This is a genomic window from Pseudoflavonifractor sp. MCC625 (assembly GCF_018784545.1).
Lineage (GTDB): Bacteria > Bacillota > Clostridia > Oscillospirales > Oscillospiraceae > Pseudoflavonifractor_A > Pseudoflavonifractor_A gallinarum.
On the sequence record NZ_WQOJ01000048.1, the window covers coordinates 45,894 to 64,096 of the forward strand.

At 62.1% G+C, this 18,203-nt stretch carries 24 protein-coding genes and 1 riboswitch; of the genes, 1 reads left to right on the forward strand and 23 read right to left on the reverse strand.

What is annotated here, in order from left to right; translation table 11 throughout:
• The 23 genes from GPK94_RS14595 to GPK94_RS14705 all read right to left on the reverse strand — a co-directional run bounded on the left by GPK94_RS14595 (window position 1) and on the right by GPK94_RS14705 (window position 17,087).
• Complete coding sequence (locus tag GPK94_RS14595) at window positions 1–756, reverse strand: ABC transporter permease (protein ID WP_101692351.1); 756 nt, start codon at window positions 754–756, stop codon at window positions 1–3.
• Window positions 753–1,529 (reverse strand): ABC transporter ATP-binding protein, encoded by a 777-nt coding sequence (locus GPK94_RS14600; protein ID WP_235964112.1) that lies wholly within the window; start codon window positions 1,527–1,529, stop codon window positions 753–755. Before GPK94_RS14600 ends, GPK94_RS14595 begins: the two co-directional genes overlap by 4 nt.
• Window positions 1,511–2,170 carry a thiaminase II gene (tenA, locus tag GPK94_RS14605; protein ID WP_186963116.1) on the reverse strand — a complete coding sequence of 220 codons (660 nt, stop codon included), beginning with the start codon at window positions 2,168–2,170 and terminating at the stop codon, window positions 1,511–1,513. Before tenA ends, GPK94_RS14600 begins: the two co-directional genes overlap by 19 nt.
• The gene (locus GPK94_RS14610; protein WP_215656145.1) at window positions 2,167–2,808 is read right to left on the reverse strand and encodes an HAD family phosphatase; all 642 of its coding nucleotides are present in this window, start codon (window positions 2,806–2,808) and stop codon (window positions 2,167–2,169) included. The genes tenA and GPK94_RS14610 overlap by 4 nt, the downstream gene beginning before the upstream one ends.
• Window positions 2,801–3,460 carry a thiamine phosphate synthase gene (gene thiE / locus GPK94_RS14615; RefSeq protein WP_195278837.1) on the reverse strand — a complete coding sequence of 220 codons (660 nt, stop codon included), beginning with the start codon at window positions 3,458–3,460 and terminating at the stop codon, window positions 2,801–2,803. Before thiE ends, GPK94_RS14610 begins: the two co-directional genes overlap by 8 nt.
• On the reverse strand, window positions 3,441–4,277 hold the full coding sequence (gene thiM, locus GPK94_RS14620) for a hydroxyethylthiazole kinase (RefSeq protein WP_186963118.1): 837 nt from the start codon (window positions 4,275–4,277) through the stop codon (window positions 3,441–3,443). The genes thiE and thiM overlap by 20 nt, the downstream gene beginning before the upstream one ends.
• A gap of 8 nt (window positions 4,278–4,285) precedes the next feature.
• Window positions 4,286–4,822 carry an energy coupling factor transporter S component ThiW gene (gene thiW, locus GPK94_RS14625; protein ID WP_186963119.1) on the reverse strand — a complete coding sequence of 179 codons (537 nt, stop codon included), beginning with the start codon at window positions 4,820–4,822 and terminating at the stop codon, window positions 4,286–4,288.
• A gap of 13 nt (window positions 4,823–4,835) precedes the next feature.
• On the reverse strand, window positions 4,836–5,132 hold the full coding sequence (locus GPK94_RS14630; RefSeq protein ID WP_101692358.1) for a thiamine-binding protein: 297 nt from the start codon (window positions 5,130–5,132) through the stop codon (window positions 4,836–4,838).
• Window positions 5,129–5,929: a bifunctional hydroxymethylpyrimidine kinase/phosphomethylpyrimidine kinase gene (thiD, locus tag GPK94_RS14635; RefSeq protein WP_215656146.1), complete on the reverse strand. Its 801-nt coding sequence runs from the start codon at window positions 5,927–5,929 to the stop codon at window positions 5,129–5,131. The genes GPK94_RS14630 and thiD overlap by 4 nt, the downstream gene beginning before the upstream one ends.
• A 121-nt stretch (window positions 5,930–6,050) precedes the next feature.
• Window positions 6,051–6,157: riboswitch (TPP riboswitch) on the reverse strand.
• Window positions 6,158–6,210: 53 nt separating this feature from the next.
• A complete protein-coding gene (locus GPK94_RS14640) occupies window positions 6,211–7,605 on the reverse strand; it encodes a sodium-dependent transporter (protein ID WP_101692360.1) in 1,395 nt (464 codons plus the stop codon).
• Window positions 7,606–7,768: 163 nt separating this feature from the next.
• Complete coding sequence (locus GPK94_RS14645) at window positions 7,769–8,047, reverse strand: DUF6514 family protein (RefSeq protein ID WP_101692361.1); 279 nt, start codon at window positions 8,045–8,047, stop codon at window positions 7,769–7,771.
• Window positions 8,048–8,308: 261 nt separating this feature from the next.
• Window positions 8,309–8,755 (reverse strand): hypothetical protein, encoded by a 447-nt coding sequence (locus GPK94_RS14650; protein ID WP_215656147.1) that lies wholly within the window; start codon window positions 8,753–8,755, stop codon window positions 8,309–8,311.
• A gap of 12 nt (window positions 8,756–8,767) precedes the next feature.
• Window positions 8,768–9,832 carry a PilT/PilU family type 4a pilus ATPase gene (locus tag GPK94_RS14655; RefSeq protein WP_101692363.1) on the reverse strand — a complete coding sequence of 355 codons (1,065 nt, stop codon included), beginning with the start codon at window positions 9,830–9,832 and terminating at the stop codon, window positions 8,768–8,770.
• Between the two features lie 32 nt (window positions 9,833–9,864).
• Entirely contained in the window at window positions 9,865–10,266 is a 402-nt protein-coding gene (locus GPK94_RS14660; protein WP_145996844.1) for a hypothetical protein, read from the reverse strand.
• Window positions 10,259–10,588 (reverse strand): hypothetical protein, encoded by a 330-nt coding sequence (locus GPK94_RS14665; RefSeq protein ID WP_215656148.1) that lies wholly within the window; start codon window positions 10,586–10,588, stop codon window positions 10,259–10,261. The genes GPK94_RS14660 and GPK94_RS14665 overlap by 8 nt, the downstream gene beginning before the upstream one ends.
• Window positions 10,585–11,082: a DUF4860 domain-containing protein gene (locus GPK94_RS14670; protein WP_101692366.1), complete on the reverse strand. Its 498-nt coding sequence runs from the start codon at window positions 11,080–11,082 to the stop codon at window positions 10,585–10,587. Before GPK94_RS14670 ends, GPK94_RS14665 begins: the two co-directional genes overlap by 4 nt.
• On the reverse strand, window positions 11,079–11,453 hold the full coding sequence (locus GPK94_RS14675; RefSeq protein ID WP_215656149.1) for a hypothetical protein: 375 nt from the start codon (window positions 11,451–11,453) through the stop codon (window positions 11,079–11,081). Before GPK94_RS14675 ends, GPK94_RS14670 begins: the two co-directional genes overlap by 4 nt.
• A 27-nt stretch (window positions 11,454–11,480) precedes the next feature.
• Complete coding sequence (locus GPK94_RS14680) at window positions 11,481–12,527, reverse strand: type II secretion system F family protein (protein WP_215656150.1); 1,047 nt, start codon at window positions 12,525–12,527, stop codon at window positions 11,481–11,483.
• 24 nt (window positions 12,528–12,551) lie between these two features.
• Complete coding sequence (locus GPK94_RS14685; protein WP_235964110.1) at window positions 12,552–13,472, reverse strand: transglutaminase-like domain-containing protein; 921 nt, start codon at window positions 13,470–13,472, stop codon at window positions 12,552–12,554.
• On the reverse strand, window positions 13,469–14,224 hold the full coding sequence (locus tag GPK94_RS14690; RefSeq protein WP_215656151.1) for a class E sortase: 756 nt from the start codon (window positions 14,222–14,224) through the stop codon (window positions 13,469–13,471). The genes GPK94_RS14685 and GPK94_RS14690 overlap by 4 nt, the downstream gene beginning before the upstream one ends.
• Window positions 14,225–14,247: 23 nt before the next feature.
• Entirely contained in the window at window positions 14,248–15,462 is a 1,215-nt protein-coding gene (locus GPK94_RS14695) for a BTAD domain-containing putative transcriptional regulator (RefSeq protein ID WP_193535872.1), read from the reverse strand.
• A gap of 188 nt (window positions 15,463–15,650) precedes the next feature.
• Window positions 15,651–16,268, reverse strand: coding sequence for a TatD family nuclease-associated radical SAM protein (locus GPK94_RS14700; RefSeq protein ID WP_193535870.1), 618 nt, complete (start codon window positions 16,266–16,268; stop codon window positions 15,651–15,653).
• 48 nt (window positions 16,269–16,316) lie between these two features.
• Window positions 16,317–17,087 (reverse strand): TatD family hydrolase, encoded by a 771-nt coding sequence (locus GPK94_RS14705; protein WP_101692372.1) that lies wholly within the window; start codon window positions 17,085–17,087, stop codon window positions 16,317–16,319.
• 105 nt (window positions 17,088–17,192) lie between these two features.
• On the opposite strand from GPK94_RS14705, the gene GPK94_RS14710 reads away from it, so the two are divergent.
• On the forward strand, window positions 17,193–18,149 hold the full coding sequence (locus GPK94_RS14710; RefSeq protein ID WP_215656152.1) for a hypothetical protein: 957 nt from the start codon (window positions 17,193–17,195) through the stop codon (window positions 18,147–18,149).
• Window positions 18,150–18,203 lie beyond the last annotated feature (54 nt).

Genomic DNA, 18,203 nt, shown 5'->3' on the forward strand with positions numbered 1-18,203 from the left:
TCAGGATTCGCCCCGCCAGCGGACGATCTTCTTTTCCAGCAGAGCCACCACCCCCACCGCCAGCATGGCGGCCAGGGAGAGCAGCACGATGGGGGCAAAGACCCCCGCGCCGTTGAGCTGGGTCATCATCCGCCGGGAGAAATAGCCCAGCCCGCTCTTGGCTCCCAGCCACTCGCCGATGGCCGCGCCGATAACGCTCATGGGCACGGCCATCTTCACTGCGGAGAAGAAGTAGGGCAGGGCACAGGGCACCTTGATGCGCAGAAAGATATCCCGCCGGGTGGCCCCGTAGGTGAGGAGAAGCTCGGCCATCTCGGTCTGGGCCGAGCGCAGGCCGTCATACACCGTGATGGTGATGGGGAAAAAGGTGATGAGCACGGTCACCAGCACCTTGCTCCAGATCCCATACCCAAACCACAGCACGAAGAGGGGGGCAATGGCGGTGGTGGGGATGGTCTGGGAGATCACCACCAGGGGATAGAGCATCCGGCGCACCAGGGCGCTGGCGTCCATGGCCACCGCCAGAGCCAGGCCCAGCACCAGGGAGATGGCAAGTCCGATGGCGGTCACTCCCATGGTGGCGGGCAGATGGACCGTAAAGAGGGGCCCCCGCAGCTCCCACAGCGTCTGGAGGATCTGAACGGGAGAGGGGAGGATATAGGCCGCATCCAGTCCCATGGCCCCCGCCTGCCACAGCAACAGCAGGGCAAAGAGAAAGATCAGGGCCGGAAGATTGGTCCTGCACGCACGTTTCATACCGCCACCTGCTTTCTCAGCAGCGCAATGAGCTGCTCTTTCAGCTCCACCATGGCCGGGTCCTTCAGGCAGGACCGGTCCCGGGGATCGGAGGCGGGCACCGGGATCTCAGTCAGGGCACGGATGGGGGTGGACTCCACCACCAGCACACTCTGGGAGAGGAAGAGGGCCTCCTCCACATCGTGGGTAATAAAGAGGATGGTCTTGTGGTGCCGCCGCCACTGGTCCAGGAGCCACTCCTGCATGGAGATGCGGGTCAGGAAGTCCAGCGCCGAGAAGGGCTCGTCCAGAAGGAGGAGGTCGCTGCCCGTGAGCATGGTGCGGGCAAAGGCAGCCCGCTGGCGCATCCCCCCGGAGAGCTCCTGGGGCATCTTATCCCCGCAGCCGGGCAGGCCCACATCGGCCAGTGCCTCCTCCGCCCGCTCCCGCCGCTCCTTCCGGCTGTACCCGCCCTGGATCTCCAGGGGAAGGGCCACATTCTCCCCCACGCTCCGCCAGGGGAAGAGCAGGTCCTTCTGGGGCATATAGCCGCAGTAGCCCTTGCGTCCGGCAATGGGCGTGCCGTCTACCCGGATGGTCCCGCCCTTGGGGGCAAGCAGACCGTTGGTCATACGGAAGATGGTGCTCTTTCCGCAGCCGCTGGCCCCGATGATGCAGTGGAAGGAACCGGGCTCCACCTGAAAGGAGAGACGGTCGATGATGTCAAAATCCTCGCTGGGGTACTGGTAGGAGACCTCCTCAAAGGCCAGCGCGCTCATGCTTCCAGTTTCCATGCCATCTCCCAGAAGCCCAGCTCATACCGGCTGCACGCCACAAAGATCTCCTCCAGCCGGCGGTACTCCTCCTCACTGCACCCTGCTGCCAGGGCGTCCATCCGCTCCACCAGGGCGCGGTTGGTCTCCTGATACTCCTCCGAGGAATAACCCTGGACCCACTCACCGTAGAAGGGGTGCTCCAGCGCGCCGGGCCGGGCGGCCAGACGTGTTCCGATCTCCGCATAGCTCCAGGAGCAGGCCAGAATGGCGGCCACGATCTCTGCCGGACCGCCCGCGGCGGCAGCCGAGAGCATGTAATTGGTGTAGGAGAGGTTGGGCAGAGCGGGACGCACCGCGAAGACCTGCTCCTCCGTGATGCCCAGGCGGGCCATGTAGGCCCGGTGGATCTTCATCTCGCCCCCCAGGATGGCGTCCACGTTGGCCGAAAAAAAGCGCATCAGCTCGGGGCTGCGGGCCTTTACCACGCCCCAGGCAAAGACGCGGGCGTAATCAAAGAGGTACAGATAGTCCTGGAGCAGGAAGTACCGGAATTTTTCCACCTCCAGGGTGCCGTCCCCGATCCCGGTGACAAAGGGATGGGCATGGCAGGCCTCCCAAATGGGTCGGGCGGCCTCATAAAGACGCTGGGTCACAGTCATAGAACGCAGTTCCTCCAATCGGTGATGGTCTCATGGGCGAGGGCGCACACCTGGGGCCAGTCCCCGGCGTAGGCCTCCTCGGCCACGCCCACCACGTAAAATCCCGCCTCCCGGGCGGTGCGTACGGCGTAGAGCGCATCCTCAAAGACGGCGATCTCACCCGGCGCCGCCCCCAGACGGCGGGCGGCCTCCAGATAGATGTCCGGTCGGGACTTGCCTACTCCCAGGGTCTCGCAGCTGAGGAGGAAGTCAAAGCATCCGTCCACCTCCAGCCGCTCCAGGCAGGCGTGGGAGAGGGGCTCAGCCGTGGCGGTGGCCACACAGAGGCGGACCCCCCGGTCCCGGAGTCCCTCCAGATACGCCTTCACGCCCGCTTTGAGGGGGATGTCCCGGCGGTAGTGGTCCTCCATGACGGCGTGCATCTCCTCCACAATGGCCGCAGGCGGGCCCGGGATGTGGAAGGTCTCCATAAAATAGGCAGCCGACTCCAGCATGGTCATGGGGCCGATGGGGGCCAACTGCTCCGCCGTAGGAGAAACGCCCCGCTGTTCCAGATAATCCCGGCCCAATCGCCGCCAGTATCCCATGGAGTCCACCAGGGTGCCGTCCATGTCGAAAATGCAAAAGCCCTTATCCATGGTCCGCCACCAGCTCCTCGGCCAGGGTGCGCAGATGGGCGGTGGCCGCGCCGGGATCAGGCTGGGCAAAGATGGCGGAGACCACGGCCACGCCGTCCACCCCGCTCCCCTGGAGCTGGAGGAGGTTGTCCGCGCTGATGCCGCCGATGGCCACCACGGGGATGTCCACCGCGTCGCAGATGGCCCGCAGCGCCTCCACCGTCAGGCTCTTGGCGTCCTTCTTGGTGGTGGTACCGAAGACCGCGCCCACGCCGATGTAGTCGGCCCCCGCCTGCTGGGCGGCCAGGGCGGTCTCCACCGTGTTGGCCGAGATGCCCAGGATCTTATCCGGGCCGATCATGGCGCGCACATCCTTGCCTACGATGTCGCTCTGGCCCACATGGACGCCGTCGGCATCGCACTCCAGGGCCACTTCAATGGAGTCGTTGACCACAAAGGGCACGTGATAGCGCCCGGCCTGCTCTTTGAGGATCTCGGCCTCAGCCAGAAAGGCGTCGTGGTCCATCCCCTTCTCCCGGACCTGTAGGAAGGTGGCGCCGCTGCGCAGCACCTCCTCGGTCACCTCGGGGAGGGTGCGCTCCCCCAGCCAGCTCCGGTCGGTCACGGCATAGAGCAGCATGGCGCTGCGGATCTCATCCCTGGTAAATTTCATAGCGTACTCCTTCTCTCAGTTCGTCCTCGGTCAGATTGAACACCGCGTCGATCAGATCGGTGCGGAAGGTGGCGTTTCCGGTGCCGTTTTGGAGGCGGCGGGCCTCGGCCCGCTCTCCCGCCAGATCCATGGCAGCCACGGCGGCAGCCGCTGCCGCCAGCGGGCGCTCCGGGTTGGCCCCGCAGAAGGCCCCCAGCAGGGCGGTGAGCATACACCCGCTCCCCGTCACCCGGCTCATGGTGGGCACGCCGCCCCGGATCAGAACGGTCTGTGTTCCGTCGGACAGGATGTCCACCTGGCCCGAGAGGGCGGTCACCGCCCCCGTAGACTCCGCCAGACGGCGGCACAGCTCCACGCCCCGGGAGAGATTCTCCTCGGTGACCGCGTCGCCGGCCGACACATCCACGCCGCTCCCGCCCTCTGCGCCCAGGGCCAGGGCGCGGATCTCGGAGGCATTGCCCCGGATCACGGTGAAGCGCAGCTCGGCGAGGAGGCGGCGGCAGGCCTCCCGCCGCAGGGAGGTGACCCCCGCCGCCACCGGGTCCAGCACCACCGGGATGCCCAGCTGGTTGGCCCGCTTTCCGGCCAGGAGCATGGCCTCCACATCCCCGATGGCGCCCAGGTTCAGGACCAGGGCCTGGACCCCCGCTACGGCCTCCTCCACCTCACGGATGTCGTGGGCCATGGTGGGAGAGCCGCCGGCGGCCAGCAGGATATTGGCGCAGTCGTTGACGGTCACAAAATTGGTAATGCACTGGACCAAGGGGGTACGCTCCCGCACCGCCCCCAGGCAGGAGGCAAGTTCCGTTCTCTCCATGCTTCACCTCAGCGCTTGAGCTGCTCCAGCATCCGATCCAGTGCACCGGAACGCTTGAGGAGCAGGATAACGGCGCAGCCCATCAAGCCGCCCACAGCGGAGGAGGGCAGGTAAGCCGGGATGTAGAAGAAGGGGGACTGGGCGTCCAGTCCGTAGAACTGCTTCATCAGGGGATAGGCCACCATGGCGCTGATAAAGCCGGTGCCGATGACCTCACCCACATAGCCCATCCACAGCTTCTGGGTCTTCTGATAGAGCAGCCCCGAGAGGAACGCGCCGAACACGGCGCCCACCACCGCCTGGATGGTCCGCCCGGTGAGCATCCGCAGCAGTCCCGTGAGCAGGGCCGCCGCAAAGCCGTACCAGGGTCCCAGGAACACCGCGCCCAGGATGTTGCAGAAGTGCTGGAAGGGCGCCATGGAGGGGAAGTAGACAAAGGTGGAGAGTACAAAGCCCAGGCCCGCCAGCATGGCGGCCAGTACCATCCGGCGCACGGAAAGGCTGTTGGCACGGGTCATGGTATGGGTATCCGCAGTCACTTTCATTTCGGCAGCCTCCTCAACGATTCTGATATTTGCCCGTCTTGTCGTCGATGGTCCACACGCCGTCGGGCTTATAGCTGATCTTCACATAGCTCATCACGCTGGGGGCACCGGCTTCCACGCAGATGCGGCAGCACTGTTTGACGATGTCCAGAAGCTCCTCCAGATCGCCCTCCAGCGTGGTCTCGAAGGGCCCCACCACATAGTGCAGCCCTGTGGAGGCCAGATAGGCGATGACCTCGTCCACGATCCGCCGGGTCTCCTCCTGCTCCATCACCTTGGGCAGGACCTGAATGGCAATGCTTGCGTTCATTGTACGCTTCCTCCTTCTGCAATGGCGTAGTTGTGCTTGAGCGGGCCGCTGCCCTGGCCCAGATCCAGCTGGGCCTCCATGGCGGCGGTAATATAGGCCTTGCCCTTCCGCACTGCCTCGGGCAGCTCCTCCCCCAGGGCCAAGAAGGAGGCGATGGCGGAGGAGAGGGTGCAGCCCGAGCCGTGGTTGTTGGGATTGTCCACCCGGGGGGAGCGGAACCAGATGGCCTCGCCCTTCCACCAGAGGAGATCGTCCGCCGTATCGCTCCGATGGCCGCCCTTGACCAGTACGCCCCCGGGGAGCCGCTCTCCAATGGTGCGGGCGGCACGGAGCATGTCCGCTTCGCTCTCCACCGCAAAGCCGCACAGCCGCTGGGTCTCGGGGAGATTGGGCGTGATCACCGCCGCCAGGGGGAAGAGCTCCTCCATCAGCGCAGTGAGGGCAGTGTCCTGCATGAGCGCGCTGCCGCTGGTGGCCACCATCACCGGGTCCACCACAATACGCTCTGCCCGGTATTCCCGCAGCTTAGCGGCAATGACGCGGATGATGTCGGCGTTGGAGACCATGCCGATCTTTACCGCATCGGGCCGGATATCCTCAAACACGCAGTCCAGCTGTGCGCCCACAAAAGCCGGGGTCGCCTCCAATACCTCCCGCACGCCGGTGGTATTCTGGGCCGTCAGGGCGGTGATGGCGCTCATGCCATACACCCCCAGGCAGGTCATAGTCTTCAGGTCGGCCTGGATCCCGGCGCCGCCGCTGGAATCACTGCCCGCGATAGTCAAAACTCGTCTCATCTGCTTGCCTCTCCTTTTTTCGTTTGGATTTCTGTGGGGCAGACCAAAAAAGGCGGGATGTCCCAGTTGGGACATCCCGCCTCAAGCGTTTCTCTATGCTCCTCCGTACGAAGGAGAACCGCACGAAGTCTGTGCCGCGTCCCTACGTTGGCATTACCCACATCAGGTAAGGTCGAGGGACTCGCCCCTCCTCTCAGCCCCCTCGCGGGAGCTCCCTTGCGTGTTTTATTGTAGGACTAACGAAACCTTCTGTCAATCCCTATTTCCGGGGATACAGGCAATCAGCCCTTGGGTGCAAACTTATCCCAGTAGCCCATGAAGAAGATGATGAGCACGATCACGGGAAGGACAAAGGTAAAGTAAACGCGTAGCTTTCCGGGGAAGCGGGCGCCCTCACCCTGGTTGGCCTCCTTCAGGAAGTTCTCATAGCCCCAGCCGTATTTGTCGGAGACACAGCAGAAGAGCAGATAGACCACCGAGCCCAGAGGCAGCAGATTGTTGCTGACCAGGAAATCCTCCAGGTCCATGATTCCCATGCCCAGCACCTTCACGCCGCTCCACAGGTTGTTGCCCAGCAGGCAGGGCAGGCTCAGCAGGAAGATGAGCACCAGGTTGGCCAGCACCGCCTTGCGCCGGGAAATGGCCCACTTGTCCATCCAGCAGGCCAGAATGTTCTCAAAGACCGCCGTCACGGTGGAGAGGGCCGCAAAGAAGAGGAACACAAAGAACATGGCGCCCCACAGCCGGCCGCCGGGCATGGCGTTAAAGACATTGGGTAGGGTGACAAAGATCAGATTGGGGCCCGCGTCGGGCTGCACCCCGAAGGCAAAGGCCGAGGGGAAGATGATCAGACCCGAGATGAAGGCCACACAGGTATCCAGGATACCCACGCTGATGGCCTCGCCGAACAGGCGGCGCTCCTTGCCGATGTAGCTGCCGAAGATGGCCATGGCGCCGATGCCCAGGCTCAGGGTAAAGAAGGCCTGACCCATAGCGTCATAGATGGCACGGAACAGGCGGAAGTTCCCCTCGCCGTCGTACATCAGGTTGTGGAAATTGGGCACCAGATAGAACTTCAGGCCCTCTATCGCCCCGGGAAGGGTGACGGCGCGCACCGCCAGCACCACCAAGAGCGCCAGCAGGCAGAGCATCATGGCCTTGTTGATCTTCTCCACGCCATTTTGCAGTCCCCGGCTGCACACCAGCATGCCCAGCACCACCACAATGGCCATAAAGAGCAGCTGGATGCCAGGGGTGGCCACCATCTGTCCATAGGCATCCGCCACACCGGCGGTATCCAGGCCCTCAAAGCGGCCCAGCACCATCTTGCAGAAATACAGCAGAAGCCAGCCGGCAATGGTGGTATAGAACATCATGAGCAGGTAGTTGCCCGCCATACCGAACCAGCCGTACCAGTGCCACTTGCTGCCCTTGGGCTCCAGCTGCTGGAAGGAGACGATCACACTCTTCCGGCTGGCTCGTCCCACCGCGAACTCCATGGCCATGATGGGCAGACCCATCACCACCAGGAAGGCCAGGTAGATCAGCACGAAGGCTGCGCCGCCATACTGTCCCACAATATAGGGGAAGCGCCACACATTTCCCAGGCCAATGGCGCACCCGGCTGAGATGAGCACAAAGCCCAGCCGGGACGCAAAGGTCTCTCTCTCTTTCACATCCGTTTCCTCCTTGCCTCTTTTGGGCACAACGCCCACACATATGTTGACATTTTACCCCGTTTTCCCATCAACTGTCAACCTTGCTTCTTTCCCTTTGCACACCCTGTTTCCATAAAAATACCGGAGGCCGGATCATCGATCCGGCCTCCGGTATCCATGCTTATGCGAGCCAATCCAGGACCACATCTCGCAGGGTGGAAGGAGTTACCGTGTTGCGCAGCAGGAGTTCCATTAATTCATCAATGCGGGAAACGCTTACGGTGACATGGGGGAGCTGTGCTCCCTCACTTCCATCCGCAGCCGCGATCTTTACGCCGTAGCTTTCACAGGCGAACCCATCACTCACACACATTTGGTCCACCAAGATGTAATAGTCGAAGCAGTACTTTTGACCGTCCTCACCCTCCTCAGTGCGCTGCCCGACGTACAATTCCCTCATCTTGCGCCTTCCCCTCCTTATATCAGATCACTTCCAATGCAATTATATTGTATTTCCTACGGCACGGAAAGAAAAATCGTTCGCAATTTTCCCACGGAACTGCCATTTTTCCACACATTTCCCCCAATTCCACGATCGTCAACCGCGACATTTGTCAAATTACGCCGCTTCATCGGGAACTTGGTCGCACACTTTTTCTTTTCTGGCTGCAAAAATCCCGCCGGGCACCCGGAAAAACCGGGCCCGGCGGGCTGCTCTCTATTACGCTTTTCCGCTCAACCGTTCATCCACACATTTGATGAGCTCCAGTACGCTGGCATACTCCTGCCGCGGCGTCCCATCCAGCCAGTACAGAAATCCCTGCCAGGTGGTATTCCGCCGGGTGATGACATACAGCTGAAAGGTGGCTGCTTCGCCCCGGGCGGCCTCCACCTCTTCCCGGGACATGCCGCTGTTCAGATCTTTGGCGACCAAGTCGCTGCACCCCTCTCCCCGTCCGGGGCAGAAGGTACGGGTGCGCTCAAAGGCCTGGGGAAAATTCTGTGTATCCAGCACTTCCTCCAGTTGGAGCAGAAGTCCGCCGATATCGGAAAAGGAAAAGGGACGCAGCAGGCGGCGGCTCACGACCCGGCCGCAGATACGCCCGTCCGTCACCTGATCCACACAGATCCGGATGGCTGCGTCATAGTGGTTCATATTTGCCGGCATAGCTTCTCCTCCTCACCGTACTGCGGCAAGCCGTTTTTGCATCCATTCGCTGTTGATGCTGTGGCGCAGGGCCTCCTCTTGGCTGATGCGTCCATTCTGCACCAGGCGCAGCAGGCTCTGGTCCATGGAGACCATGCCCTCCGCCGCGCCCTGGGAGATCACATTGTCGATCTGATGGGCCTTGGACTCCCGGATCATATTGCGGATGGCGCTGTTGACCACCATCACCTCAAAGGCCGGGGTCAGCCCCCCGTCCACGGTGGGCACCAGCTGCTGCGAGACCACGCCTTCCAGCACCATGGACAGCTGGGTGCGGATCTGCTGCTGCTGCTCCGGCGGGAAGGAATCCACGATCCGGTCAATCGTACTGGACGCCCCCACCGTGTGCAGCGTGGAGATGACCAGATGGCCGGTCTCGGCGGCGGTGACCGCCGCCCGGATGGTGTCGGCGTCCCGCATCTCGCCCAGAAGGATGATATCGGGGGCCTCCCGCAGGGCGGCCCGCAGCGCGGCATCGTAGGATGCCGTGTCGGTGGACAGCTCCCGCTGGGTCACCACGCTCTCCTTGTGGTGGTGGAGGTATTCAATGGGGTCTTCAATGGTGATAATGTGGCTGTTGCGGGTGGAGTTGACTGCGTCCACCAGACAGGCCAGTGTGGTGGTCTTGCCGCTGCCCGCCGGGCCAGTGAAGAGCACCATACCCCGGGTGTAGCGGGAAAAGGCCATCACATTGTCCGGGATTCCCATGGCCTCCCGGTCAGGCAGCGCAAAGGAGACCACCCGGATCACCAGTCCCAGGGAGCCGCGCTGCTTGAGGGCGTTGACCCGGAAGCGGGAGAGGCCCCGCACGGCAAAGGAGAAATCATCGTCCCCCACCTCCAGCAGGCGCTTCATATCCCGCTCTCCCGCCAGGTGGTAGAGCTCTTCCACCAGGGCCTGAATGTCAGGGGGGAGGAGACGTTCCCCCTCCCGCCGGATCAGGCCATGGATCTTATAGGCTGCCGGCATGCCGGCAATGATGAGAATATCTGAGGCGGAGCGGGCCACGGCCCCCTCCAGGATCTCCAGAATGGTCATGCTGTTTCCTTCTTTCAGCGGGCGGGGCCGGTTCACTCGCCCAGGCCGCCGTCCCACAGGTTCCACTGGTCTTGGATCTCACTCTCGTCGGGCCCGCTGGCCACCACTTCCCAGTGTTCAATGGTAACGCCGCCCTCCATCGCGCCCGACGGAATGCGTCCCAGCGTGATGTGAAGGGACTGATTCCCCTCCATGGGGATCCACTCGTCCAGCTCGGTCTCATTCCCGGAGGCAAAGGCGGCATACCGCTGGGCTGCCTCCCGGTCGGCAGCATAGTAGGACTGCACCGTCTCTGCATTGATCTCCGAGAGGGCCAGGTCCGCCTTGGCGGTCGTCAAAGTCAGTGCCGCAAAAATAGACAGAGTGAGCACCAGCAGCACCGTAATGATGGTGATGATCCCCACTCCAAAGGGAGATTCCTGCCGTCTATCCAAGGTAGGTCACCCCTTCCAACTCATAAACCTGGATATCGTCTTGATAGATGGCGATATCCAACTCGTTCCCACGCACCGCGCACTGGACACTAAATCCATTGTCCTCTTCCCTGCGCTGCGCGGGCTCCTCCCCGGTGGCCTTCCACTCCTCGGCGATGGATTGGGCGAGATAGACCGCCTGGGTGAGACGCGTGCTCTCCTGGCTGATACGGCGGGCATGGACCAGAAGGCCCACGCAGACCGCCGCGCACAGGGCAAAGATCAGGAGATTGCACACCAGCTCGATGAGAAAGAGGTTGGCTTTTTTCGGTCCGTAACTCATCCCAACACCTCCCCGCCGGGTACCGTGTTCACGCCCATCCGGGACGTGACGCTGGCGGAACAGACCTCGCCATCCTCCGCCGTCACGGTGATGGTGAGAAGATCTCCCTCCAGCGTCAGCTCCATACGATCCAGAGGCAGAATGGCTACGCCGTCCTCGGCCTTCATGCCGCTGTCCTTCTCGGCATAGAGCTCCCGCAGCTGTCCGTCATAGACATACAGGACCGTATGGTAGTCGCTCTCGCCGGAATCGGTCAGCTCCAGGGCGGGCAGGTACTCAAAGGAGCCTACCCCCACACTCCAGGACCGGCGAACCTGATTGATCAGATAGGACAGTGCCGTGCGCTCCGTCTCGTTCCCGTCGGAGACCGCTACCACGTCCCGATAGACTCCGCTGCCCAGCAGGGTGATTCCCATGGCCAGGATAAAAAAGAGGGCGCACAACACCACGACCAGAGCGGAACGCAGTCCGCGCCCTTCACTTGAGAGTTTCATAACTGGTCACGCTCCTTCCAAAATGGGCCGCCCGCCCATTCCAGAACGGGATCCCCCTGCCCTGCCGCGGGCAAAACCGTGATGTCGGGCATCAGGTTGGAGGCGATGTACTGATAGTCCACAAAGATCCGGCTCTCATCAATGGATACGCCGTAGCGCTCCTCCAGATCGGCCAGACTGGCCGGATAGCTTCCTTCCAGCGCATAGCACTGGACTGCCGCACGCCGGACCGCACGTTCTGTCATGACCAGGCTCTCCTGGTCTGCCTTTCCGCCCAGTCCTCCCGCCGCAGCAAAGAGAAATACAGGCAGTACAACGACCAACAGCACCAGGGGCAGGGCCCGGCGCAGGGTATGTCTGGACTGGAACAAAAAAACACCTCCCAAAAACGGTCTTTATCAACCGCCGATGGCGGAGAGCACACCCAGCAGGGGCAGCATCACGGACAGGAGCACCAGTCCCACCGCCAGACAGAGGATGATGACCAGGCCATACTCAAAGCGGCTGAGGAGCAGCGAGAGCCGCTCATCGGCGTCGGCCTGACAGCGGCGGGAGAGCTCTTCCATGGCCTGCTCGGACACGCCGGCCCGGAAACCGGCACTCAGAAGCCCCGCCTGAAGACCGGTAAAGAGCCCGCAGCTCTCCACCGCGTCAGCAAAGGCAGTCCCTGCCGCCATCCGGTCCCGGCAATCCTTCAGGGCGGGGGCGATCCCCGTTCCGTCCAACAGGTCACAGGAGCGGTCCATGGCCTCATCCAGCGGTAGACCACTGGAGAGCATCAGCGCCATGGCAGAGGCAAAGCGGCTGCGGTCCACCGCCCGATAGGGCGCGGTACCGGAGAGCAGACGGCTCAGGGCAGCCTGCCCCTTGGCAGTGCGGAACATCCAGAACACCCACACCGCAGCAGCCACCAGCACCACCGCAAAGGCGGCAGCCACATATTTACTCACCGCGCCAAAGGTCATCAGACCCCGGGCAACGGGGGACAGACTCACACCCAGCTGGCTGAATACCTGCTGGAACACGGGCAGTACCCGGGATACCAGGGCCAGAAAAACCACCGCGATGAGCACCGCCATGGCCGCCGGATAGGCGATGGCCCGCCGGAGGGACTGCTGGGTGTCCGCCTCCCGGCGGTAGTACGCGGAGAGGGCCGAGAGCACCTGGTCCAGCCGGCCGGAGGCCTGCCCGATCTCCACCATGCGCAGCATATAGTGGGGGAATACTCCCGTCTCCTCCAGCGCCGCGGAGAGCGCACGTCCTTCCAGCAGAACGGCGTGCATCCGCTCCAGCAGTTCCTTCTCACGGGGGGATCGGGCGTCCTGGGCCAGGATACCCACACTCTCCTCCGAGCCGATGCCGGCCTGGACCATCAGAGAGAGCTCATAACAGAATACAGAGAGCTCATCCGGGCCAAGCACCTGGGGCTTTGCCGTCTTTTTCATTCTTTTCGCTCCCTTTCCGCTCCTTTAATAGGCGTATTTCTGGGAATAATTGCTGGGGGTGGTCACGTACTTCATGATGGAGGCGCTCCCCTTGCCGGTGGAGACAAAGGTGGGGTCCATCATGGTCCAGCTCTTGCCGTCAAAGTAGATGGCATTCTTGATCCAGCCCACGCCCTCCACATAGACGTCGATCCAGGCGTGGTAGATCTTGCCCGCATAGCCCACGACCAGCTTGCAGGGGATATCCTGAGAGCGGAGCATGGTGGCCATGACCGCTGCATAGTCAAAGCAGATGCCCTTGCGCGCAGCCAGCACCTTATCCACATCGGGCAGATAGCCCGTGGGCGGATTGGCCGCCAGGTCGTAGTCGTAGCTGAAGTTGCTGGTCACCCAGTTGAAGATCGCGCTTACCTTGGCCAGATCATCGGTGGCGCCGGCATTCTGCACGATCTCTTTTCCCTTGGCCACCGTGGTGCTCTTTTCCGTAAAGTTCACATACTGGTTGGGGTAGAGGAAGGGCAGAAACTGGTTGCGCAGCTTCAGAGAGACGCTGGTGCTGTACGCCTGGGCATACTTCGTGCCGGAGGTGTTCTCAAACACCTTGACGGTGTAGCTTCCGTCCCCCTCGGTCAGAGGAAAGGTCTCATAGCTGCCGGTATTGTTCAGGTTATAGGTATAGGTCGTGCCGCCGCTCTTGGTGATCTGCACTTTGATGCGGACATTTTTTCCGCCGGTGTACTTGACCTGGATAAATCCCTCGCTCAGATTGGACGTATCCACGGCGGCTTTCGCGTTGGAGAGGACGGTGACGCCGCTCTGCATAACGGTCTTGGACGGAATGTTGGAAGCCTCCGCCCAGGTCTGAAATACCGTGCCGGCAACGCCCGCCGTCAAAACCAGGGCGAGAACTGCGGCACCAACGCGCTTTTTGATGGGTAGATTCAAGGTGTTACCTCCTCAGTTGGAATAGGGGAAGGGTCCGCCGTGCCGATGTCCAGCCAGGCGGGGAAATCGTAGTTTTCGTCATAGGGCAGGATATCCACCTGCCGGGCGCGCACCACATAGCGGTGGTCCGCCACGCCAATGGGCGTACAGGTGGTCAGGGTCAGGCAGGAAAAGCCCTGGCAGTAAATAACGCTCCAGTCGTCCGGCTCAATGATCTTGGTCTGATCCCAGACATACTGGTAGATGTGCGTCTCATCCACCAGATAGAGGCAGTCGCCCGGCCCGATGGTGTGCAGGTAGTAAAAGGGAACGTCGTCCGTGATCTGGCCGTTGCGCACCCAGTTCCGATGACCCGCAATGGACACATTGCCCCCAACCTCATCCGGCATCTGGGCATAATCATACAGGCCCTCCCCCTGGAGAAGGGTCTGTTCGTCCACACCGTCCAGGACCGGGACGTCCACATCAAGCTTCGGAATCACCAGGCGCATACTGCCGCTCACATAGGCCTTGCGCTTTTCGCTGACAAATACTTTATCCTGAGGGAGTCCCCCGTCATCCGCCTCCGGCCAGGGCATGGGCGTGGCGGAGGGGGAGGGGAGGACCTCCAACGTGGGCTGTGGCTGTGCCGTATACCGCGGTGTGGGCAGTGGGGCCGGCCGGCTGCTTTTCCACACAGCAGCGCCGGCCAGCACCAGCAGCACAGCGGCGGCGGCAAAACAGAGTACCGCCCAGAGTTTGTGTTGTTTCATGGAAAAACCGGCTCCTTTTTCGCTCACGCCATCTCCAGCTCCCGGATGCGGTAGGAGATCTTGAGGAAGCTGCGCCGGTGCTGCCGGTAGAAGGCAGCGACGATCCGCTCCATAACCATGGTGGAATCCTCAAAATTGGCCGCGGGCAGCATCACGACATACTGCGCCCCGCTGTACCGGGAGACCACGTCCCCCCGCCGCAGGCCGTTGGTGAGGATGGCAAGAAGCTGATCCATCGTGTTGTTGAGCGCCCCCAGTTCCGGCATTCCGCCTCCGGGCAGAGAGACCGTCAGAAGCGCCAGATGGACGCAGGTCCCGTTGCGGGCAGCCCGGCGGGCCTCCAGACGGTAGGCCTCCCGGAAGAAGCCGTATTCGCACACAAAGGCACCGGGACGGATGGCGGTCTCCTTCAGGCTCTGCTGAATGACCGCCAGATCGGTCTCCAGGCTCTTTTCCGTGTCCATAATGGCGGTATAGAGATCCCGCAGCTCGGCCGAGGGCGTGACGCCCAAACTCCGGTAGAGCAGATCGGTGGCCATCTCATAGCGCTCCAGCGCGGCGGCATCCCGTCCCTGCTTCACCAGAGAGCGCACCACCAGGATGTGAAGCCCCTCGTCCAGGGGATCCAGCTCGCTGGCACGGCTGCACAGGGCGGTCATCTCTTCAAACTGCTCGTGCTTTTCCAGAAGGGCGGCATACTCCTTCACCGCCCGGACAAAAAGGGCGTGGTAGTGGGTGGACAGGGGGATCACCCACATATGGTTTTCCTGCTTGGGCAGGAAATCCCCTTTGTACAGTTCGGCAGCCTCTCGGTAACAGGCCATCCGCTCCTCATCGCTCCGGTCTTTCTCCTGGGCGCGCAGGCACAGCTCTTCAAAGCGGTCGGCGTCCACCACGCACTCGATCTCCCGGTTCCAGGAGTAAGAGCCGCGCTGGGACAGGATCGGGGGCATATCGCTGGGAAACAGGGGCTCGAGCATGGCACGAACCCGGTAGAGCAGGGTTTTCAGCGCATTGACGGGATTGGAGCTGTTCTCTTCCGGCCAGAACAGTTCGATCAGCTCCGACTGGGATACATTCCGATCCCGGTGTATGATCAGATAGCAAAGGACATTCCAAGGTTTCTGCGAGCGATTGATCTCATCGGTCAGGAGATTTCCATCTACCTCTATACCGAAACCGCCCAGCATAGAGACCGAGACAGACATCCGTTTCGGTACGGCGGCTGGCTGTTTCATGTGACGTTCCTCCCTTACTTTGGGACAAAGCGTGCGGCTGACATATCCTCTTTCTTCTCTTGTATGTACGCATGATTCGTTCCATTCACACACACGTGTGGCATGATACAACTATCATTATATCAGCTTTTCCCCGAAAAAGGTAGTGCTTTTCCCACTTTAAAACGCCAAAATATGGCGGTATACCCTTACTCAGGGATGTACGCTCTGACCCGGAGCCGGGCGCCCAGACTCTCGGCCAGCGTACGGCAGCGCTGGATCTCCTCCGGCGTCTTGTCCTTATCCACAATGGTCATGACCACATGGGGCACATACGCCGTAGCCCGGCGGGTGAAGTCCAGCATGGCCTCCCAGCCCTGCACTCCATCCTTGGGCTGGGTCACGGCGCAGTACTCCTCCGCCGTGGAGCCGTTGAGGGAGATGGATACCGTGTCGATCCGCCCCGCCAGATCCGCCGTCACATCCCGGCCCTGGATCAGGTTGGCGTGTCCGTTCGTGTTGATACGCACCGGGGGAAGGCCGGGGACCTCCTCCTTCAGCCGGTCCACCAGCCACAGGATGTCATCCGTGCGGAACATGGGCTCTCCAAAGCCGCAGAACACCAGCTCCCGATAGGAGGGGAGATCCCGTTTCCGCAGGTCATCCAGAGCCTCCTCCCGGGTGGGCTCGTGCTCCAGCCACAGGTCGTCGGCGTAGATACTCCCCTTGTGTCCGTTGTGGCGCAGGCAGAAGACACAGGCGCAGTCGCAGCGGTTGGTGAGGTTGACGTAGAGCGCGCCTTCATATTCATAAGATATGGTCATCATACAGATTAACTCCCTTCGATCCGGCCCCTGGGGCCGTCATGGTGCCTCTTATGCCTCGAGACGGAAAAAGCGTCTTCCGTTTTCCGTCGTGATGCGGGCCACTTCTTCGGTGCTCAAACCCTTGATCTGGGCCACGGTCTCCGCCATGCGGTAGAGGTAGCCCGAGTCGCACCGCCGCCCCCGGAAGGGCTCCGGCGTCATATAGGGCGCGTCGGTCTCCAGCATGATGTGCTCCAAAGGCAGCCACTCCAGCACCTCCAGCGCACGCCGGGCCTTTTTAAAGGTGATGTTCCCGGTGAAGGAGAGCATCCACCCCATCCGGACCAGGATCTTGGCCTCCTCCACGCTGCCCGCATAGCAGTGGAACACCCCCCGGGCATTGGGGTGGGCCCGGGCAATATCCAGGCAGTCCTGGTGGGCATCCCGGTCGTGTACGATGGCGGGGAGGTCCAGCTCCTCCGCCAGGGAGAGCTGCGCGTCATAGAACTCCCGCTCCTTGGCCCGTCCCTCCGGGTCCTTCACCCAGTAGTAGTCCAGTCCGATCTCGCCGATGGCCTTCACCCGGGGATGGGCCGCCAGGGTGCGGATGGCATCCAGATCCGCCAGGGAGACCCCCTCCAGATTTTCCGGGTGGTACCCCACCGCGGCGTAGAGGAAGGGATAGCGCTCCGCCAACTCCACCGCAAAGCGGGATGTCTCCAGATCACAGCCCGGATTGACCACCAGCTCTACCCCCCGCTCTGCAAGGCCCTCCAGGACCTGATGACGGTCGGCGTCAAACGCATCGCTGTCATAATGGGCATGAGTGTCAAAATACATGTTCTCCGACCTCTCTTGTCAAAAATCATACGGGGGCGTCTAGTGTTTTTTACCTCTGTTTATGATACAATGATTTTTACTCGAATGCAAGGGAGCGAATCTGTCATGTCTGCTGCAACCAGTTCACTTACCGCCGCCTTTTCCGCCTTTGCGCGGGAGGGCGGTTATCTGCTCCGGGACAACCGGATCTACGGCGCCTGCCGCCGGTACCCCTTTGAGGCCGCACTGGCCTCCCACGGCCGGGGCGCCGTGTGCTTTTTCTTTCGGATCAACGGCATTTTATCCGCTGATCGGCTGAAATCTCTGCGGGAGACTCTGGGCCAGGGCTGGACCATCGGCGTGGTCTCTTCCGGCACATACAGCCTCACCTATAAGCCCACCCGGGAGCAGAACGAAAGTCCTGATTTTGCCGGGGCCGTAGAGCACATGGCCAAGGCGCTCCAGGCGGACCGCATCCCAGTCCCCGACACCTGTCCCCTCTGCCAGAAAACGGGCTGCGACGCTCTGGCCAAAGTACAGGACTTTGGCTTTGGTCCCGTCCACCGCTCCTGTCTACGCAAGGCGGAAAAAACGCTCCGTCCGGTGCGCGCCTCCGGGAGCCGTGCCCTGGGCTTGATCGGCGCCCTTCTCGGCACTCTGGTCGGACTGATCCCGTCTATATTCACCATTGTGCTCCTGGACCGGGTCTTTCTGCTGGCCTATGCCATCCCGCCGCTGTGCGCTTTCCAGGGGTATAAGCTTCTGCATGGGCGGATGGACCGCCACGCCCCGCTGGTGACCGCCGCCCTCTTCTCCCTGGCCGCCACCCTGTTCCTGGGCCTGGGGCACTGTGCCTATGCGGCGCAGGGTCTCTCCGCCCCCGCACAGTTGCTGGAGCTCTGGTCCGCCCGCTATGGTCTGGGTGAACTGCTCAAGGAGCTGCTCGTCTGGGTCTTTGGCAGCTGGCTGGCCTGGGGGCAGTTCAGCCGTTCCTCCGGCTATGCCGCCCACTCCATCCAGACCTCTCTGGATACCATGACCGACCGAAACGGCAAGGCACTGGCCTCCTCCAAGCGCACCTGATCAAATCTGTTCCCCATCCAAGCCCATGATTTGACATGGACCGGCGTGGCCTTC

Bases quoted from the DNA above. Each gene is read 5' to 3' on its own strand.
- GPK94_RS14705 (WP_101692372.1), bottom strand. From the start codon at position 17,087: ATGTATTTTGACACTCATGCCCATTATGACAGCGATGCGTTTGACGCC.
- GPK94_RS14665 (WP_215656148.1), bottom strand. From the start codon at position 10,588: ATGAGTTACGGACCGAAAAAAGCCAACCTCTTTCTCATCGAGCTGGTG.
- tenA (WP_186963116.1), bottom strand. From the start codon at position 2,170: ATGACTGTGACCCAGCGTCTTTATGAGGCCGCCCGACCCATTTGGGAG.
- thiW (WP_186963119.1), bottom strand. From the start codon at position 4,822: ATGAAAGTGACTGCGGATACCCATACCATGACCCGTGCCAACAGCCTT.
- GPK94_RS14630 (WP_101692358.1), bottom strand. From the start codon at position 5,132: ATGAACGCAAGCATTGCCATTCAGGTCCTGCCCAAGGTGATGGAGCAG.
- GPK94_RS14595 (WP_101692351.1), bottom strand. From the start codon at position 756: ATGAAACGTGCGTGCAGGACCAATCTTCCGGCCCTGATCTTTCTCTTT.
- thiE (WP_195278837.1), bottom strand. From the start codon at position 3,460: ATGAAATTTACCAGGGATGAGATCCGCAGCGCCATGCTGCTCTATGCC.
- GPK94_RS14690 (WP_215656151.1), bottom strand. From the start codon at position 14,224: ATGAAACAACACAAACTCTGGGCGGTACTCTGTTTTGCCGCCGCCGCT.
- thiD (WP_215656146.1), bottom strand. From the start codon at position 5,929: ATGAGACGAGTTTTGACTATCGCGGGCAGTGATTCCAGCGGCGGCGCC.
- GPK94_RS14645 (WP_101692361.1), bottom strand. From the start codon at position 8,047: ATGAGGGAATTGTACGTCGGGCAGCGCACTGAGGAGGGTGAGGACGGT.
- thiM (WP_186963118.1), bottom strand. From the start codon at position 4,277: ATGGAGAGAACGGAACTTGCCTCCTGCCTGGGGGCGGTGCGGGAGCGT.
- GPK94_RS14670 (WP_101692366.1), bottom strand. From the start codon at position 11,082: ATGAAACTCTCAAGTGAAGGGCGCGGACTGCGTTCCGCTCTGGTCGTG.
- GPK94_RS14655 (WP_101692363.1), bottom strand. From the start codon at position 9,832: ATGACCATTCTGGAGATCCTGGAGGGGGCCGTGGCCCGCTCCGCCTCA.
- GPK94_RS14700 (WP_193535870.1), bottom strand. From the start codon at position 16,268: ATGATGACCATATCTTATGAATATGAAGGCGCGCTCTACGTCAACCTC.
- GPK94_RS14650 (WP_215656147.1), bottom strand. From the start codon at position 8,755: ATGCCGGCAAATATGAACCACTATGACGCAGCCATCCGGATCTGTGTG.
- GPK94_RS14610 (WP_215656145.1), bottom strand. From the start codon at position 2,808: ATGGATAAGGGCTTTTGCATTTTCGACATGGACGGCACCCTGGTGGAC.
- GPK94_RS14710 (WP_215656152.1), top strand. From the start codon at position 17,193: ATGTCTGCTGCAACCAGTTCACTTACCGCCGCCTTTTCCGCCTTTGCG.
- GPK94_RS14680 (WP_215656150.1), bottom strand. From the start codon at position 12,527: ATGAAAAAGACGGCAAAGCCCCAGGTGCTTGGCCCGGATGAGCTCTCT.
- GPK94_RS14600 (WP_235964112.1), bottom strand. From the start codon at position 1,529: ATGGAAACTGGAAGCATGAGCGCGCTGGCCTTTGAGGAGGTCTCCTAC.
- GPK94_RS14695 (WP_193535872.1), bottom strand. From the start codon at position 15,462: ATGAAACAGCCAGCCGCCGTACCGAAACGGATGTCTGTCTCGGTCTCT.